We start from the raw sequence: 15,399 nt of genomic DNA on the forward strand, positions 1-15,399 counted from the left end.
GGCCTGCGAGGGCGGCGAGGAGAAGCAGGGCCGCCCGGGCGCCCGGGGCGGCGCGAACGCGGCGGGCTTCATCGGCGGCGGAAATGCTGTAGACGGGCGGCTCGGTTTCCCTGACCCCCGACGCTCCATGTCCGCCGACCCGTCCTCCGCATCTCCCGTCCGTCCCGTGCCGCGCCCCGGCGTGATGGCGATCGAGGCCTATGTGCCCGGCAAGAGCGGGGCGCCCGGCGTCGCCAAGATCCATAAGCTGTCCTCCAACGAGACGCCGCTCGGCCCGAGCCCGGCCGCCATCGCCGCCATGCGGGAGGCGGCCGCGACGCTCGCACTCTACCCGGACGGCAATTCCACCGCCCTGCGCGCGGCCATCGCCGCGCGCTACGGGCTCGACCCGGCCCGCATCGTCTGCGGCGCGGGCTCGGACGAGCTGCTCTCCTTCCTCGCCTATGCCTATGTCGGCCCCGGTGACGAGGGCCTGTTCAGCGCGCACGGCTTCCTCGTCTACCGCATCGCGATCCTGGCGGCCGGCGGCACGCCCGTGGCCGCGCCGGAGCGCGACCTGACCACCGACGTCGACGCCCTGCTCGCCCGCGTCACCGAGCGGACGAAGATCGTCTACATCGCCAACCCCAACAACCCGACCGGCACCTACCTGCCCTTCGACGAGGTGCGCCGCCTGCATGCCGGGCTGCCGCCGCACGTGCTCCTCGTCCTCGACGGGGCCTATGCGGAATATGTCCGCCGCAACGACTACTCGGCCGGGCTCGACCTCGTGCTCAACGCCGACAACGTCGTGATGACCCGCACCTTCTCGAAGATCCACGGGCTCGCTGCCTTGCGCGTCGGCTGGATGGTGGCGCCCGCCCATGTGGCGGACGCGGTCAACCGCATCCGGGGGCCGTTCAACCTGTCCGGCGCGGCCATCGCGGCGGGCGCCGCGGCCATCGCCGACGAGGCGCATGTCGCCGCGGCGGTGGACCATAACGAGACATGGCTGCCCCGGCTCACCGAGGGGGCGGAGGCGCTGGGCCTCGCCGTCACCCCGAGCGTCGGCAACTTCGTGCTCGTGCATTTCCCCGCGGAGGCCGGCGCCTCGGCGGCGGAGGCGGATGCCTTCCTCACCGCCCGCGGGGTGATCGTGCGCCGGGTCGCCGCCTACGGCCTGCCGGACGCTCTGCGCGTCACCGTCGGCAGCGCCGAGGCGAACGAGGCCTTCCTCGCCGCGCTCTCCGATTTCGTGCGGGGCCGGCATGCCTGAGGCGGGCAGGGACAGTGGGGCGCCCGTCGTCGGGCGCCTCGCCATCGTCGGGCTCGGGCTGATCGGCTCCTCGATCGCCCGCGGCGCCCGCCGCTTCGGCCTCGCCGACACGATCGTGGCGATCGATGCGGACGAGGCGGTGCGCACCCGCGTGGCCGAGCTCGGCCTCGCCGAGGTGGTGACGGGGGATGCCGCCGCGGGCGCCGCGGAGGCGGATCTCGTGATCCTCTGCGTGCCCGTCGGCGCCGTCGGCACGGTGGCGGCGGAGATCGCGCCCTACCTGAAGCCCGGCGCCGTCATGTCCGATGTCGGCTCTGTGAAGGGCTCGGTGGTGGCCGCGGTGATGCCGCACCTGCCCGCGGGCGTCGCCTTCGTGCCGGGCCATCCGGTGGCGGGCACCGAGTATTCCGGGCCGGATGCCGGCTTCTCGACCCTGTTCGAGAACCGCTGGTGCATCCTCACGCCGCCCGAGGGCACGGCGGAGGCGGCGACCCAGCGGGTGACGCGCTTCTGGGAGGGCCTGGGCGCCATCGTCGAGACGATGAGCCCGGAGCACCACGACCTCGTGCTCGCCATCACCAGCCACGTGCCGCACCTGATCGCCTACAACATCGTCGGCACCGCCGCCGACCTGGAGGAGGTCACCCAGTCCGAGGTGATCAAGTTCTCCGCCGGCGGCTTCCGCGACTTCACCCGGATCGCGGCCTCCGACCCGACCATGTGGCGCGACATCTTCCTGACCAACAAGGACGCGGTGCTGGAGATGCTCGGGCGCTTCAACGAGGACCTCGCGGCCCTCGCCCGCGCCATCCGCTGGGGCGACGGCGAGGCGCTGCACGCCCTCTTCACCCGCACCCGGACGATCCGCCGCGGCATCGTGGCCATGGGCCAGGAGACGGCGGAGCCGGATTTCGGACGGCGGCCCAAGGCCGAGGGCTGATAGAGCCCTCCGCAGCCCTCGGGCCGGCGCCGTCGCTCAGCGCTGGAAGGCCGAGCGCAGCAGGCCCTGCTGGGCCGCCACCGGGCTCTCCAGGGGCTTGGGCATCGGCCGGTCGTCCGAGATCAGGCCGTCGAGATGCAGGATGCGGGCGTGGAGCCGGCGGGTGCGCAGGACGAGGTCCTGCAGCCGCACCGGCAGCAGGCTGAAGCTGTCGGGCTTCGGGGCCTCGGCCGCGGCGAGGCGCACCCGGTTCTTCTCCTGCAGGGCCTGGGCCGCGGTCAGCTCGCCCTCGGAGACGGCGCGCTGCACCAGCAGCCAGGAGGCGACCTGCATCAGGAGCGTGGTCAGGCGCATGCTCTCGGAGGCGTAGCTCAGGGTCGCGTCGCGCGAGATCAGCCGCGATTCCTCGCGCCCGTCGCCGTCGAGATAGGCCGCGGTCTCCTCGACCAGCGCCATGCCCTCGCGGAACAGCACGCGGAACGCCTCGGAGCCGACATAGGTCCGGCCGAAATCCACCCAGTCCCGCTCGTCGCGAAACGTAACGTCGAAGCCGATCATCTTGCCTCCTGCACCCCGCTTCGGACGGTCAGGCGTCCCGAAACGGGATGCGCCGGCCGATCACGTGGCCATGGCCGCAATCCTAGCGCCGAATGAGGCGGCACGCCGGACAAAGCTTTCCACACCGTTAACGCCGGGAGGCGCCGCTCCGGACCCGGCGGGGCGCCGATCCGCCTCACTCCCCGGACTGGACTGTTGCTCCCATCTCCGAGGTCTCGATCCGTGCGGGGAGGGGGCGTTTGGCGCTGCGTGCGATCACCCTGGGGCCGGGCGCCGATCTCGCCGGCTTCCGTGCCGCCGCGCGCGCCCTCGTGGCCGCGGGCGTGCCCCCCGAGGGGGCCGCCTGGAGTGTCGGCGGCGCGGCGCAGCTCTTCGGCGAGGCACAGCGCTCGGGCGGGGAGGGTGGCGGCTCCCCCTTGCGCCTGCCGCGCGCCGTCGCCGACCTCGTGCCGATGGTGGTGCCGCACCGCGACCCCGAGCGCTACGGCCTGCTCTACGCCCTGGTCTGGCGGGTCGCGGCGGGCGAGCGCCATCTCCTCGAGGTCGCGAGCGACCCGCTCGTTCACCGGCTCGGCCTGATGCGGAAGGCGGTGGCGCGCGACCTCCACAAGATGCACGCCTTCCTGCGCTTCCGCCGCTGCGAGGATGCGGGGGCCGAGCGCTTCACCGCCTGGTTCGAGCCGGACCACCACATCCTGGAGGCGGCGGCGCCCTTCTTCGTGGAGCGCTTCCGCGCCCTGCGCTGGTCGATCCTGACACCCGAGGGCTCGGCCCATTGGGACGGAGCGGATCTCCGCTTCGGGCCGCCCGGGCGCAGGACCGACCTGCCGGAGGGCGACGGCTTCGAGGCCGGCTGGCGCGACTACTATGCCAGCACCTTCAACCCGGCCCGCACCAATCTCAGGGCCATGCGCGCGGAGATGCCGAAGAAGTACTGGCGGAACATGCCGGAGACGGAGCTGATTCCAACCCTCGTGCGGAGCGCCGAAGCCGGCACCCGCGCGATGATCGAGAGGAGCCCGAGCGTGCCAGCCAAGCGCAACCCCGAGCGGGCCGTCGCCGCCATGGCCGACCAGGAGCCGCGCTCCCTCGACGCGCTCAACGCGATCATCGCCCGCAGCGAGCCGCTGGTGCCGGGCGCGACGCAGGCGGTGCTCGGCGAGGGGCCGATCGGCGCGACCATCGCCTTCGTCGGCGAGCAGCCGGGCGACCAGGAGGACCGCCAGGGCCGGCCCTTCGTCGGCCCCGCCGGTCAGCTCCTGTCGCGGGCGATGCAGGAGGCGGGAATCGACCGGTCGGCGAGCTACCTCACGAACGCCGTCAAGCATTTCAAGTTCGAGGAGCGCGGCAAGCGCCGCATCCACCAGAAGCCCACCGCCGGCGAGGTCAGCCATTACCGCTGGTGGCTCGACCGCGAGCTCGACTTCGTCGGCCCGCGCCTCGTCGTGGCGCTCGGCGCCACCGCAGTGCTGGCGCTCACCGGCAAGGCGGTGCCGATCACCCGGGCGCGCGGGCCCTTCCGCTTCGAGCGATTCCACAACCGCTTCGAGGGCTTCGTCACCGTCCACCCCTCTTACCTGTTGCGCCTGCCCGATGCGGCCAAGGCGGAGGCCTACGCCGCCTTCGTGGACGACCTCCGCCGCGCCGAGGCGCTCGGGCGGGAACTTGCGGGGTAAGAGGGCGCCGTCTCCCTCTCTCGCAGAGGAGGGAGGGGATGCGCGCCTTGTTTCCGCGATGTCGTGCCGTGCCGATGCACGCCGACCATCCCCACGACCCAAGCCCGTCAGGCCAATCTCAACCTTTCCAGTCCATGAAGGCGGGATGAGAGGCGGGCCGGCGTATCCGGGCCCGCGGAGACGCGTGCATGAGCTCCAGTCTCGCGATCGGACACGCCGCGCCGGGTCTGTCGCCGGCCCGGCGGGAGAGGGCGCATCCAGGCCAGGCGACCGCCGGCGGCATCCCCGTGCTGCGGGTCCTGCAGGGGCTCGCCAAGGCGCTGTTCGTCGCCTTCATCTTCTTCGCCTGCTTCGCCTTCTCGGACGCCTCGCCCTACGACCTCGTGGCGCTGCCGACCATGCTGATCTGGCTCTGCCTCGGCGTGCGCCTGCACCGGGGCGTGGTGCCGCTGCTCGGCCTCCTGATGCTCTACCTCGTCGCGATCGTGATCGCCCTGATCCCCTATCTCGACGAGAGCGTGCCGGTGACCTGGACGGTCCAGCTCGTCTACCTCGCGGTCACGGGCATCTTCTTCGCGATGTTCTTCGCCGACGAGACCCAGTCCCGCATGGAGCTGGCGCTCCAGGCCTATACCGTGAGCTGCCTGTTCTCGGCCGTGCTCGGCATCATGGGCTATCTCGGCCTGATCGGCGTCGAGGACCTTTTCTACAAGTACGGCCGCGCATCCGGCACCTTCCAGGACCCGAACGTGTTCGGCTCCTTCCTCACCCTCGGCGCGCTCTACCTGATGCGCAACCTGCTCACCGGGGAGACGCGCAGGCCCATCCTCTCCTTCCTGAGCCTGCTCGTCCTGCTCGCGGGCATCTTCCTGTCCTTCTCCCGCGGCTCCTGGGCCGGCTCGGTGGTCGCGACCGCGGTGATGGTCGGCGCCGTCTACCTCACCAGCGATTCGCCGCGGCTGCGCCGGCGCATCCTCGTCCTCGTCGGGGCCACGCTGGTGCTCGGCATCGTCATCCTCCTCGCGCTGCTCTCCATCGAGAGCGTGCGGACGATGTTCCTGGAGCGGGCCACCGTCACCAAGGACTACGATGAGGGCGAGACCGGCCGCTTCGGCAACCAGATCCGCGGCATCGCCATGCTGCTCGAACTGCCGCTCGGCATGGGCCCGATGCACTGGCGCCTGATCTTCGGCCTGGAGCCGCACAATTCCTATATCGGCAGCTTCGCCAATGGCGGCTGGCTCGGCGGCGCCGTCTTCATCGGCCTCGTCCTGGCCACGGGCTTCGTCGGCTTCCGCCTGATGGCCCGGCCCTCGCCGTTCCGCACCCATGCCCAGATCGTCTGGCCGGCGCTGCTGATGTTCTTCCTGCAGGCCCTGCAGATCGACATCGAGAAGTGGCGCCACGTCTACATGATGCTCGGCATGGTCTGGGCGCTGGAAGCCGCGCGGCTGCGCTGGGCCGCGCGGCGGGTTCCTTACGCCGCCGGCGTCTCCTCCTCGGGCTCCGGATCGGCCGTCCAGGCGGTGGCGAAGGCCGCGAGCGCACGCGAATCGGCGAAGGCGAGCACCGTCACCGTCCGCTCGGCCGGGGCGGCCCCCGGATAGGGCGCGAGCGCGATCGTCACCTGGGCGAGGCGCGCATCCGGCGCCTGCGCCGCGATCCACCCTTGCGCCTCGGCGTTCAGCCGGTCGGGCGCCGCGAGCGCCCGGGAATCGCCGCGCAGCACGATCACGTAGGATCCGAGGCTCGGATCCTTCTCCTGCACCGCCTTGACGATATCGATCACGGGCTCAGCCTTCGGGGAATTCGTTGATCTGGACCTGGGCCTGACGGTCCGTGAATTTCGGGATGTCGCCGAAGATCTCCGGCCCATGCGCCGCCGCGGCCTTGGCGAAGGCGTCGGCCGAGTCCCAGGTCAGGAGCGCCATCACCTGGAAGGGGGCCGGGCCGCCGTCCGGCGTCGAGACGCCCTTGACCACCTTCGCCTCGTGCAGGCCGAAGGACGACCAGCGCTCGCGCACCATCGGCATGTGGTGGCCGAGATAGTAGTCCATGTCGAACCGGCCGCCGGCCGGGTACATCACGCTGACGAGCACCATGGGACGTCTCTCCTGACGGGCCCGTCTTCGCGCGGGCCGCGGCGACAGGAGCACCGAACGGCCCGGCACGCAACGGGACTCGCGCCGAAGTCCCGGGAGACATCGGGGCTTCGCCCCGACACCCCACCAAAGCGATCATCCCTTTGGAAACCCGGGATCCCGGCCCGCGGCCGAGACCGTCAGTGCAGCTTGATCCGCGGCTCGGTGCGGCGGGTCAGCGCCCGGGCCAGGGCGTCGAGCGCCGTCTTGACCGTGCCGTGCAGCGCCTGCTGGTGCATCTTGTAGAGCGAGCGGTACATCAGCCGCGCGAACAGCCCGGCGATGAACATGTTCTTGCCCTGGATGAAGCCCATCAGGCTGCCCACCGTCGAGTATTCGCCCAGCGACACGAGCGAGCCGAAGTCGCGGTACTTGAACGGGATCAGCGGCCGCCCGTCGATCTTCGCCGGAATCTGTTTGACGAGGTAGCTCGCCTGCTGGTGCGCGGCCTGGGCGCGGGGCGGCACCGGCGTGTCCGAGCCCGCCTCCACCAGATAGGCGCAGTCGCCGACCGCGAAGATGTCGGGGTCGCGTGTCGTCTGGAGCGTCGGCGTCACCACCAGCTGGTTGGTGCGCGTGGTCTCCAGGCCCCCGATATCCTTGAGGAAGGGCGGCGCCTTCACGCCCGCCGCCCAGACCACCAGCTCCGATGGGATGAAGGCGCCGTCGGCGAGCGCCACGCCGTCGGCGCGCACCTCGGTGACGCGGGCGCGCACCCGCACCTCGACGCCGATCTTGGTGAGAAGCGCCATCACCTCCGCCGAGAGACGGTGCGGCACCGCCGGCAGGATGCGGTCGGCGGCCTCGACCAGGGTGATCTTGAGATCCTTGTCCGGGTCGATCCGGTCGAGGCCGGTGGAGACCACGTGGCGCAGCGTCCGGTGGAGCTCGGCCGCGAGTTCGGTGCCGGTGGCGCCCGCGCCGATCACCGTGACGTGGAGCTGGCCCGGCCGCACCGGCCCGGTCTGGGTGTGGGCGCGCAGCATCGCGTTGACGAGGCGCTGGTGGAAGCGCACCGCCTGGGCCTGCGTGTCGAGGGCGATGGCGTGCTCGGCGACGCCCGGCGTGCCGAAATCGTTGGTGGTGGAGCCCACCGCCATCACCAGCGTGTCGTAGGGGACGGAGCGCTCGGGCGTGACCTCGCGCCCCTCGGCATCGTGGCTCGCCGCGAGCTGGACGGTGCGCGCCGCCCGGTCGAGCCCGATCATCTCGCCGATGCGGTAGCGGAAATGATGCTCGTGGGCGTGGTGCAGGTAGTCGACCGCGTGGTGGCCGATATCGAGGCTGCCGGCCGCCACCTCGTGCAGCAGCGGCTTCCAGATATGGGTGCGGGCGCGGTCGACGAGGGTGACGTGGGCCCGGCCCTTGCGCCCGAGGGCGTCCCCGAGCTGCGTCGCGAGTTGCAGCCCGGCTGCGCCACCCCCGACCACGACGATGCGATGCTGGCCGGCTTGGCTCTCGGCAGGTACCATCGATGCTCCCCTCGGACTTGGGATCCGTCCGTCCCCGCGGCTCGGGCGGCCCCTCGCCTCCTTACAGAATGCCGGCGCGATTGCCAGATCCGCCCGGCCTCACGCGGCCGGCGCGCCGGGCTGGCGCAGCGGATGGGCCGACTGCACCTCCGGCAAGGCGAGGATCGCGTCCGCGATCCGGGCCACGGTCGGGTAGGGCTCGGTCGGCACCGCGAAGATCTTGGTGCCGACCCAGAGGCTGACGAGGCAGAGATCGGCGTGGCTGATCGCGTCGCCCTGGCAGAACCGGCCGGTGCCGGGCTCGTCCGCGAGGCGCTTCTCCAGGGTCTTGAGGCCGGTCTCGAAGCTGTGGCGCACGAACTCCATCATGCGCTCCTTCGGCAGGCCGTAGGCCTCCATCAGGTAGGTGCGCACCCGCGGCACGTAGAGCGGGTGGGTGTCGCAGGCCACCACCTGGGCCAGCGAGCGGGCGCGAGCCCGCGCACGGGGATCCTCCGGCAGCAGCCGCACGCCGCCCTTGGTCTCCTCCAGATAGTCGAGGATGGCGAGCGACTGGGTGAGCGGCGGCCCGTCGCCGTCGAACAGCGCCGGGACCGCCCCTTGCGGGTTGATCGCCCGGAACTCCGGCTTGTGCTGGTCGCCCGCATCGAGGTCGATGAAGGTCTCCTCGTAGGCGATGCCCTTCAGCTTCAGGGCGATCCGCACCCGGAAGGCGGCGGCCGAGCGCCAGTTGCCGTACATCTTCATGGAGGAATCCAGTCTCCCAAATCCTGGCCCGGAGGACAGCGCACATCGCGCGGGACCGCAAGGGCCGGCACGCCCGCGGCGCATCACATCCTGCGGGCTTCGTCCGCCGCCGCTCCTGCGTTGCCCCGGGGGCCGGTTCCTGCGAGACACCGGGGGAGCGGGGAGATGCGCGCGGGGCTCGGCGCGCTTCCGGGAGCGCAGCGCATGCAGATCGCCACACCCTACCTGATGTTCCTCGGCGACGTGCCGGACAGGCTCGCCGCCAAGACCGCCTACGGCATCGTCGATTGGCGCCCCGAATGGTGCGTCGGCCAGCTGCGCCTGCCCGGCTGCCAGGCCGATCTCGGCATTCCGGACCTGACGCTCGACGAGGCCGTCGCCAAGGGCTGCAAGACGATGGTGATCGGCGTCGCCAATGCCGGCGGCGTGCTCCCCGAGCACTGGGTCTCCGAGGTCGTCGCGGCGCTCGATGCCGGGCTCGACGTGGCGAGCGGGCTGCATGCCCGGCTCGGCGCCGTTCCGGCGATCGCCGAGGCCGCGGAGCGCAACGGGCGCCAGCTCCACGACGTGCGCCACACCGACGAGACCTTCGCCACCGGCAAGGGCACCAAGCGGCCCGGCCTGCGGCTCCTCACCGTCGGCACCGACTGCTCGGTGGGGAAGAAGTACACGGTGCTGGCGTTGGAGAAGGGCATGCGCGCGCGCGGCCTCGACGCCGATTTCCGCGCCACCGGCCAGACCGGGGTGTTCATCTCCGGCCGGGGCGCGGCCATCGACGCCGTGGTGGCCGACTTCATCTCCGGCGCCGTCGAGTGGATCGCGCCGGCCGCCGACCCGAGGCACTGGGACCTGATCGAGGGCCAGGGCTCGCTCTACCACCCGTCCTTCGCGGGCGTGAGCCTCGGCCTCCTGCACGGCGCGCAGGCCGACGCCTTCGTGGTCTGCCACGAGCCGACCCGCACGACGATGCGCGGCGTCGGGCACAAGCTGCCGACCATTCAGGAGGTCATCGACCTCACGGTGCAGCTCGGCCGCCTCACGAATCCGGACATCCGCCCGGTCGGCATCGCCGTGAACACGCAGGCCCTCGGGGAGGCGGAGGCCCGCAAGCTCCTCGACGACCTCGCCGCCGAGCACGGCCTGCCGGCGACCGATCCGGTGCGCTTCGGTGTCGAGGGGCTGGTCGACCGGATCGTCACCGAGTTCCCAGGCTGAGGGGGACGCCATGACCCGCCGCCTCACCGTCGCCGTCGAGCGCTTCCCGATCGCGGGGGCCTTCACCATCTCCCGCGGCAGCCGCACCGAGGCCGCCGTGGTCGTCGCGCGGGTCGTGGACGAGACGCTGCATGCGGCCGGCCAGGGCGAGTGCGTCCCCTACGCTCGCTACGGCGAGAGCGTGGAGAGCGTGGCCGCCCTCATCGAGGCGCAAGGAGAGGCGGTGGCCGCGGGGCTGACCCGGACCGAGCTGATCGCCCGCCTGCCCGCGGGCGCGGCCCGCAACGCCCTCGACTGCGCGCTTCTCGACCTGGAGGCCAAGACGATCGGCCGGCCGGCCTGGGAGATCCTGGGCCTGTCGCCGCCGCAGGCTGCCATCACCGCCTATACGCTGAGCCTCGGCACGCCCGAGAGCATGGAGGCCGCCGCCCGCGCGGCCTCCGCCCGCCCGCTCCTCAAGGTGAAGCTCGGCGGCGCGGGCGACCCCGAGCGCATCGCCGCCGTGCGCCGCGGCGCGCCCGAATCCCGCCTGATCGTCGATGCCAACGAGGCCTGGAGTCCCGAGACCCTCGCCGCCAACCTCGCGGCCTGCGCGGCGGCCGGCGTCGGCCTGATCGAGCAGCCGCTGCGCGCGGGCGAGGACGCCCTGCTCGCGGAGATCGAGCGCAGCATCCCGATCTGCGCCGACGAGAGCCTGCACGACCGGGCCGGCCTCGACGCGCTCAGCGGTCGCTACGACGCGATCAACATCAAGCTCGACAAGACCGGCGGCCTCACCGAGGCGGTGATGCTCGCCCACGAGGCGCGGGCGCGCGGCCTCTCGCTGATGATCGGCTGCATGGTCGGCACCTCGCTCGCCATGGCGCCGGCCATGCTGCTCGCCCACCACGCCGACTATATCGACCTCGACGGCCCGCTCCTGCTCGCCCGCGACCGCGAGCCGGCCCTGCATTTCGAGGGCAGCACGATCCATCCGCCCGAGCCGGCCCTGTGGGGTTAAGAAGCCGCCGATTGATCCTCCGGGACCTGTATGACATCGTCATACAGGTCCGATGCGATTTCGTCGTGATCGGGGCGGAGGGATCGGATCAGCCCAGCCCGCGCGGCGCTGATCTGGATGAGGAGGCCGGCTTCGATGCGGACGAGCAAGCCCGTGAGCGTGACGCTCGGCGAGATGCAGGAGCGGGTCGATGCCCGGGTGCGGTCGGGCGCCTACGCCTCGGTCAGCGAGGTCGTGCGCGCGGGCCTGCGCGCCCTCGACCGGGAAGAGGCTGCCCTCGACCTCGTGCTCCGGCAGAAGGTGCAGGAAGCCCTCGACGATCCCCGGCCGCTCCTCTCCGTGGATGACGTCTTCGACGACCTGAGCCGGCATCGCGCCGCGCGGAAGGCCGCTGCGCGTGGCGCATAGGGTCCGGCTGCACCCGGTCGCCCGCGCCGACCTGTTCGGCCTCTACGACTACATCGCGGCGCATTCCGGCTTCGAGCGGGCCGACGGCTACCTCGCCCGCATCGAGCGGTCGATCCGAGGGCTGGCGGATTTTCCCGAACGCGGCAGCCCGCGCGAAGACATCGCCCCGGGCCTGCGCACGACGGCGATGGAGCGGAGGGTCCTGGTCGCGTACCGGATCGAGGCGGAGGACGTGGTCGTCCTGCGCGTCCTCTACGCCGGACGGGATTTCGGCAGCGAGGACGTGCCGGGCTGACCGCCGCTGCCCGCTACTCCGCCAGATCCAAGAAATGCCGGCCCGCGCGGTCGTCGATCTCGATGATCCAGAGGTCCGAATCGAAGCGGATCTCCTTGGCGAGGCGCTCCTCCACGTCGAGCGGGGTGGCGGCCTGCAACATGGGGCTGAAGCGGCGCTCGCCGGAATCCTCCGCCTCGAACAGGGATTGCGGGGCCGGCCCGTAGAGGTCGGCGCTGCCGTCGAGGCGGTCCACCTTCACGAAGATCGCGCCGGCCTCGGCCGCGCCGCGGCGGCGCAGCACCGCCGGGATGTTCGCGTCGTTCAGGCGGCGCAGATGGGCCGAGACGAGGAAATCGGAGCGCAGGCGCGGCATCGGTGTCTCCGGGGGAGCTTTCCGCGGGCCCATGCGCGCATCCGCGGGCCGAGGCAAGGCTCGGCGCGCGGGGATCGCTCGGGCCCGCGCGCTCAGCCGGCGCGGGCGGCGAGCTCCTTCAGGGTCCGGCCCGCGGCCTCACCCTTCACGGGCAGCTTGCGGTCGCGCTCGAACTTCTCGATCGCGGCGCGGGTGCCCGGGCCGATCAGCCCGTCGGCCTTGAGCGGACCGTAGCCGAGCTTGTTCAGGGCGCGCTGCGCCTGCAGCACGGACTTGTCCGCCTTCTCGGCCTTGTCGCCCTTCTCGGGCCTGTCCGCCTTCGGCGTCACCGAGGCGGTGGTCTCCTCCTGGCGGATCAGCGCGGCGATCGGGTCGCGGGCGGGCTTGGCGGCGGGCTCGGGCGCGCGCGGGGCGGCGCGGGCCTCCTCCACCGGCATGGCCGGAGGGAGCGCCTTCGCCTCGCGCGGCGCATCCTGGCGGATCGCGACCTTCGGCAGGATCGGCGCCGGGTGGCGGCCGGTCTGCGAGCCGAGGGCGTTCAGGCAGACCATCGCCACCGCGCCGAGTGCGGCCACAGCCCCGAGCACGGTCGCGGGGCGGGCGCGGCCGTAGCGGACGAGGCCGATGCCCAGGCCGCGCCAGTCCACGGCCGGGACGGCGGCGGCCCGGCGCGGGGCGGCGCTCCGGCGCTGGGCGGCCTTGCGGGCGCGGCGGTCGTCGCCCGCCACAGAGATCTCGCGATAATCGGCCATCCTCGATCCCCTCAGGCGCTCCGCTTCAGCGGGACGGCGATCCCGGTCTCGCCCTCGCCATGCCCGGCCACCGGCCCGGCCTCGAACAATCCCAGCGGCAGCCGCAGCAGCGGCGCGGCGGCGGCCGGGCGGGCAGTCCGCCGCACCGCCGTGGTGACCGGCGCGAGCGCGATCGGCGCGTCCGGCCGGCGGCAATCGAGCGGCAGGGTCACGGTCACGCTGGTCCCGGCCTCCGGCGCGCTCTCGATGGCGATGGCGCCGCCATGCAGGCCGACGAGGCCCTGCACCACCGAGAGACCGAGGCCGGTGCCCTCGTGCATGCGCTTGTAGTCGCCGCTGCCGCCCTGGAAGAACGGCGTCCCGATACGGGGCAGGTCCGCCTCGCGGATGCCGCTGCCGGTATCGGCCACCGTGATGTCGAGGCCGGTGCGCGTCCGGCGCAGGCGGATCTCGACGCGGCCGTTGCGGGGCGTGAACTTCACCGCGTTCGAGAGCAGGTTGATCAGGATCTGGCGGCAGGCGCGCGCATCCGCCGTGATCTCGGTCGCGCCCTGCGCCGGCATCTGCACCAGGCTGATCCCGGCCGAGTCGGCGCGCAGCTTCATCAGGTCGCAGCAGGTGCGCACCAGCGCGTCGGCGTCGATCACCTCGGGCGCGTAGTCGAAATTGCCGCTCTGGATCCGACTCATGTCGAGAAGCGAGTTGACCACGTCGAGCAGGTGCCGGCCCGAGGCGCCGATGATGCCGGCATATTCGCGCGCCCGCTCCGGCCCGAGCGTCACGGCGCCTTCGCCGCCGAGCACCTCGGAGAAGCCGATGATGGCGTTGAGCGGCGTGCGCAGCTCGTGCGTGACGTTGGCGAGGAAGCGGCTCTTGATCTCGTCGGCGCGCTCGGCCTCGGCGCGGGCGCGCTCCAGCTCCTCGGCGTAGCGGCGGTGCTCGCTCACGTCGCGGGTCACGGCGACCACGCTGACGGGCCCCGAGCCGAACTGGCCGCTCTCGATCCGGTGCGCCCGCATCTCGGCATGGATCAGCCGGGCGCCGTCGGCACGCTCCGCGCCGGGATCGAGGTGGAGGCGGAACTGCAGGGTCGCCGGCTGGCCGTGGGCGGCGACGTCGCTGACCGCCTGCAGGAAGGCCGGCCGGTCGGCGACGTGGATGCGCTCCAGGAGGCCGTGGCCGCGCAGGCGGTCCGCCGCGACGCCGACGAAGCGGGCGGCGGAGCTCGCCGCCTCCAGCACGCGGCCGTTGGCGTCGTGCCAGGTCACGAGGTCGTCGATCGCCGACAGGAGCAGGCGGTCGCGGGCCTCGTTGTCCCGCATCCGGGCATGCCACTGCCGCTCGGTGCGCAGGTGTTCGAGAATCTGCGCCGCGACGTGCCCGATCGCGGTGATGACGAAGACCGGCATCGCCAATGCCGCCGAGACGTCGACGATCGGCTGGACGCCGAGCCAGGGCCCGGCGCAGGCGACGACGAGCGCGCCGAAGGCGGCGATGATCGCGGCCGTCACGGTCGCCCGGCTCGAGCCGGAGAAGGCGGCCTCGAAGGGAATCGCCACCAGCCAGACCGCGGCGGCCGAGCCCGCCCCGCCGGTCATGCCGGCAAGGCAGACCACGAGGCCGGTGAGTCCCGCCGAGGCGACGGCGTGGGCGAGCCAGAGGATGCCGGTGCGCGAGAGGAGCGCCGCGCCGAGCAGCGGCAGCAGCAGGCTCGCCACCGCCATGGCCTCGATGCCCGACGGCACCCCGCGCCAGAGCAGGTAGGGCGGCAGGGCCGCCATCATCACCGCGCCGGTGGCGAGCCGCGAGACCAGGAAGCGCTCGTGCCGGAAGCGCATGCGCGGATCGGCCAGGGCCGAATCGTGCACGAGGCTCGCGAGGCGCGCGTCGATCAGTGAAGGCAGGACATCGGTGATACGCAAGACAGGCACCGCAGCGCTGGGCCCGATAGAGGCCGTCGCGTCCCCCGCTCGACTTCGGAAGACGGGTCGAACCTCGCAAGCCCGGCTTAAACGAGTGTTGCGGTGCAGGGTTGATCGGTCCTGATGCTTTCCGCGAGGTAACCGGGCGGGCCGGCACTGCGCCGTTCCGGATTCACCATTCCGGAAGGTTTCCCGGGCGCGTTGACGGAGGCTTCAGGGCCGGCGCAGGAGGCTCGCGCGCGAAAGAAGGCGGAGCGCCTCCCATGGCCCTATCGTTCCTGCTGCGCGCGAGCCTCGTCATCGGCGCGCTCTCCTACCTCGCCCTGGAGCGCGGCAGGGCGGACCCGCGCGCCGCCGCCGAGGCGGCCGCGGGCGCGGTGTCCCATGCCGTCACCGGTGCCGTCACGGGCGCCATCTCCGGGGCCGCGGGCGCGGCGCTGGCGCAGTCGGTCGCCGCGCTGCCGCCCGAGACCAGCGCGCGCGTCGCCCGCGAGGCCCTGGCGGGCCTCGTGCGCCGCGCCGGCCAGACGGTGCCGGAGGTGCAGGATCCGCCCTCGTCGCGCGACACCCTGCTCGCCGCCGACCGGGCGCCGCCCTGGCGCGGGGCGGACGCGCCGCCGCGCTGACGCAGCCGCGCCGCAGCCGCGCCAGCCCGAGCGGTGC

General features: G+C 72.6%; 16 protein-coding genes. 9 read left to right on the forward strand and 7 right to left on the reverse strand.

Going from position 1 to position 15,399, the window contains the following annotated elements:
* Positions 1–127 precede the first annotated feature (127 nt).
* Both hisC and MTDSW087_RS05565 read left to right on the forward strand, forming a co-directional pair.
* Positions 128–1,255: a histidinol-phosphate transaminase gene (hisC, locus tag MTDSW087_RS05560; RefSeq protein WP_144761255.1), complete on the forward strand. Its 1,128-nt coding sequence runs from the start codon at positions 128–130 to the stop codon at positions 1,253–1,255.
* A complete protein-coding gene (locus tag MTDSW087_RS05565; protein ID WP_144761258.1) occupies positions 1,248–2,195 on the forward strand; it encodes a prephenate/arogenate dehydrogenase family protein in 948 nt (315 codons plus the stop codon). Before hisC ends, MTDSW087_RS05565 begins: the two co-directional genes overlap by 8 nt.
* A 36-nt stretch (positions 2,196–2,231) precedes the next feature.
* On the opposite strand, the gene rcdA is transcribed toward MTDSW087_RS05565, so the two are convergent.
* Positions 2,232–2,753, reverse strand: coding sequence for a protease adaptor protein RcdA (gene rcdA / locus MTDSW087_RS05570; protein ID WP_144761261.1), 522 nt, complete (start codon positions 2,751–2,753; stop codon positions 2,232–2,234).
* A gap of 245 nt (positions 2,754–2,998) precedes the next feature.
* Between rcdA and MTDSW087_RS05575 the strand changes: the two genes are divergently transcribed.
* Positions 2,999–4,429 (forward strand): UdgX family uracil-DNA binding protein, encoded by a 1,431-nt coding sequence (locus MTDSW087_RS05575; protein WP_144761436.1) that lies wholly within the window; start codon positions 2,999–3,001, stop codon positions 4,427–4,429.
* Positions 4,430–4,617: 188 nt separating this feature from the next.
* Positions 4,618–6,036: an O-antigen ligase family protein gene (locus MTDSW087_RS05580; protein WP_144761264.1), complete on the forward strand. Its 1,419-nt coding sequence runs from the start codon at positions 4,618–4,620 to the stop codon at positions 6,034–6,036.
* 186 nt (positions 6,037–6,222) lie between these two features.
* Here the strand turns inward: MTDSW087_RS05580 and MTDSW087_RS05590 are convergent, their stop codons facing one another.
* From MTDSW087_RS05590 to maiA, 3 genes are all read right to left on the reverse strand, one after another.
* The gene (locus tag MTDSW087_RS05590) at positions 6,223–6,531 is read right to left on the reverse strand and encodes an EthD family reductase (protein WP_144761267.1); all 309 of its coding nucleotides are present in this window, start codon (positions 6,529–6,531) and stop codon (positions 6,223–6,225) included.
* A gap of 179 nt (positions 6,532–6,710) precedes the next feature.
* Positions 6,711–8,042 (reverse strand): NAD(P)/FAD-dependent oxidoreductase, encoded by a 1,332-nt coding sequence (locus MTDSW087_RS05595; protein ID WP_144761269.1) that lies wholly within the window; start codon positions 8,040–8,042, stop codon positions 6,711–6,713.
* Positions 8,043–8,141: 99 nt separating this feature from the next.
* Positions 8,142–8,789 carry a maleylacetoacetate isomerase gene (gene maiA, locus MTDSW087_RS05600; RefSeq protein WP_144761272.1) on the reverse strand — a complete coding sequence of 216 codons (648 nt, stop codon included), beginning with the start codon at positions 8,787–8,789 and terminating at the stop codon, positions 8,142–8,144.
* A gap of 204 nt (positions 8,790–8,993) precedes the next feature.
* Between maiA and dgcN the strand changes: the two genes are divergently transcribed.
* The 4 genes from dgcN to MTDSW087_RS05620 all read left to right on the forward strand — a co-directional run bounded on the left by dgcN (position 8,994) and on the right by MTDSW087_RS05620 (position 11,707).
* Complete coding sequence (gene dgcN, locus MTDSW087_RS05605) at positions 8,994–10,004, forward strand: N-acetyltransferase DgcN (RefSeq protein WP_144761275.1); 1,011 nt, start codon at positions 8,994–8,996, stop codon at positions 10,002–10,004.
* Between the two features lie 10 nt (positions 10,005–10,014).
* On the forward strand, positions 10,015–11,004 hold the full coding sequence (gene dgcA, locus MTDSW087_RS05610; protein WP_144761278.1) for an N-acetyl-D-Glu racemase DgcA: 990 nt from the start codon (positions 10,015–10,017) through the stop codon (positions 11,002–11,004).
* Positions 11,005–11,139: 135 nt separating this feature from the next.
* Entirely contained in the window at positions 11,140–11,412 is a 273-nt protein-coding gene (locus MTDSW087_RS05615; RefSeq protein WP_144761281.1) for a type II toxin-antitoxin system ParD family antitoxin, read from the forward strand.
* Positions 11,402–11,707, forward strand: coding sequence for a type II toxin-antitoxin system RelE/ParE family toxin (locus MTDSW087_RS05620; RefSeq protein WP_144761283.1), 306 nt, complete (start codon positions 11,402–11,404; stop codon positions 11,705–11,707). The genes MTDSW087_RS05615 and MTDSW087_RS05620 overlap by 11 nt, the downstream gene beginning before the upstream one ends.
* Positions 11,708–11,720: 13 nt before the next feature.
* On the opposite strand, the gene MTDSW087_RS05625 is transcribed toward MTDSW087_RS05620, so the two are convergent.
* The 3 genes from MTDSW087_RS05625 to MTDSW087_RS05635 all read right to left on the reverse strand — a co-directional run bounded on the left by MTDSW087_RS05625 (position 11,721) and on the right by MTDSW087_RS05635 (position 14,745).
* Positions 11,721–12,062: a DUF1491 family protein gene (locus MTDSW087_RS05625; protein WP_144761286.1), complete on the reverse strand. Its 342-nt coding sequence runs from the start codon at positions 12,060–12,062 to the stop codon at positions 11,721–11,723.
* A 92-nt stretch (positions 12,063–12,154) separates the two neighbouring features.
* Positions 12,155–12,814 carry a peptidoglycan-binding domain-containing protein gene (locus MTDSW087_RS05630; protein ID WP_144761289.1) on the reverse strand — a complete coding sequence of 220 codons (660 nt, stop codon included), beginning with the start codon at positions 12,812–12,814 and terminating at the stop codon, positions 12,155–12,157.
* 11 nt (positions 12,815–12,825) lie between these two features.
* Positions 12,826–14,745, reverse strand: coding sequence for a sensor histidine kinase (locus tag MTDSW087_RS05635; RefSeq protein ID WP_238178896.1), 1,920 nt, complete (start codon positions 14,743–14,745; stop codon positions 12,826–12,828).
* Positions 14,746–14,999: 254 nt separating this feature from the next.
* Between MTDSW087_RS05635 and MTDSW087_RS05640 the strand changes: the two genes are divergently transcribed.
* A complete protein-coding gene (locus MTDSW087_RS05640; RefSeq protein WP_144761292.1) occupies positions 15,000–15,362 on the forward strand; it encodes a hypothetical protein in 363 nt (120 codons plus the stop codon).
* Positions 15,363–15,399: the final 37 nt, after the last annotated feature.

It is taken from the genome of Methylobacterium dankookense, assembly GCF_902141855.1.
GTDB classification, from domain to species: domain Bacteria; phylum Pseudomonadota; class Alphaproteobacteria; order Rhizobiales; family Beijerinckiaceae; genus Methylobacterium; species Methylobacterium dankookense.

Bases quoted from the DNA above. Each gene is read 5' to 3' on its own strand.
- hisC (WP_144761255.1), top strand. From the start codon at position 128: ATGTCCGCCGACCCGTCCTCCGCATCTCCCGTCCGTCCCGTGCCGCGC.
- MTDSW087_RS05565 (WP_144761258.1), top strand. From the start codon at position 1,248: ATGCCTGAGGCGGGCAGGGACAGTGGGGCGCCCGTCGTCGGGCGCCTC.
- rcdA (WP_144761261.1), bottom strand. From the start codon at position 2,753: ATGATCGGCTTCGACGTTACGTTTCGCGACGAGCGGGACTGGGTGGAT.
- MTDSW087_RS05580 (WP_144761264.1), top strand. From the start codon at position 4,618: ATGAGCTCCAGTCTCGCGATCGGACACGCCGCGCCGGGTCTGTCGCCG.
- MTDSW087_RS05590 (WP_144761267.1), bottom strand. From the start codon at position 6,531: ATGGTGCTCGTCAGCGTGATGTACCCGGCCGGCGGCCGGTTCGACATG.
- MTDSW087_RS05595 (WP_144761269.1), bottom strand. From the start codon at position 8,042: ATGGTACCTGCCGAGAGCCAAGCCGGCCAGCATCGCATCGTCGTGGTC.
- maiA (WP_144761272.1), bottom strand. From the start codon at position 8,789: ATGAAGATGTACGGCAACTGGCGCTCGGCCGCCGCCTTCCGGGTGCGG.
- dgcN (WP_144761275.1), top strand. From the start codon at position 8,994: ATGCAGATCGCCACACCCTACCTGATGTTCCTCGGCGACGTGCCGGAC.
- dgcA (WP_144761278.1), top strand. From the start codon at position 10,015: ATGACCCGCCGCCTCACCGTCGCCGTCGAGCGCTTCCCGATCGCGGGG.
- MTDSW087_RS05615 (WP_144761281.1), top strand. From the start codon at position 11,140: ATGCGGACGAGCAAGCCCGTGAGCGTGACGCTCGGCGAGATGCAGGAG.
- MTDSW087_RS05625 (WP_144761286.1), bottom strand. From the start codon at position 12,062: ATGCCGCGCCTGCGCTCCGATTTCCTCGTCTCGGCCCATCTGCGCCGC.
- MTDSW087_RS05630 (WP_144761289.1), bottom strand. From the start codon at position 12,814: ATGGCCGATTATCGCGAGATCTCTGTGGCGGGCGACGACCGCCGCGCC.
- MTDSW087_RS05640 (WP_144761292.1), top strand. From the start codon at position 15,000: ATGGCCCTATCGTTCCTGCTGCGCGCGAGCCTCGTCATCGGCGCGCTC.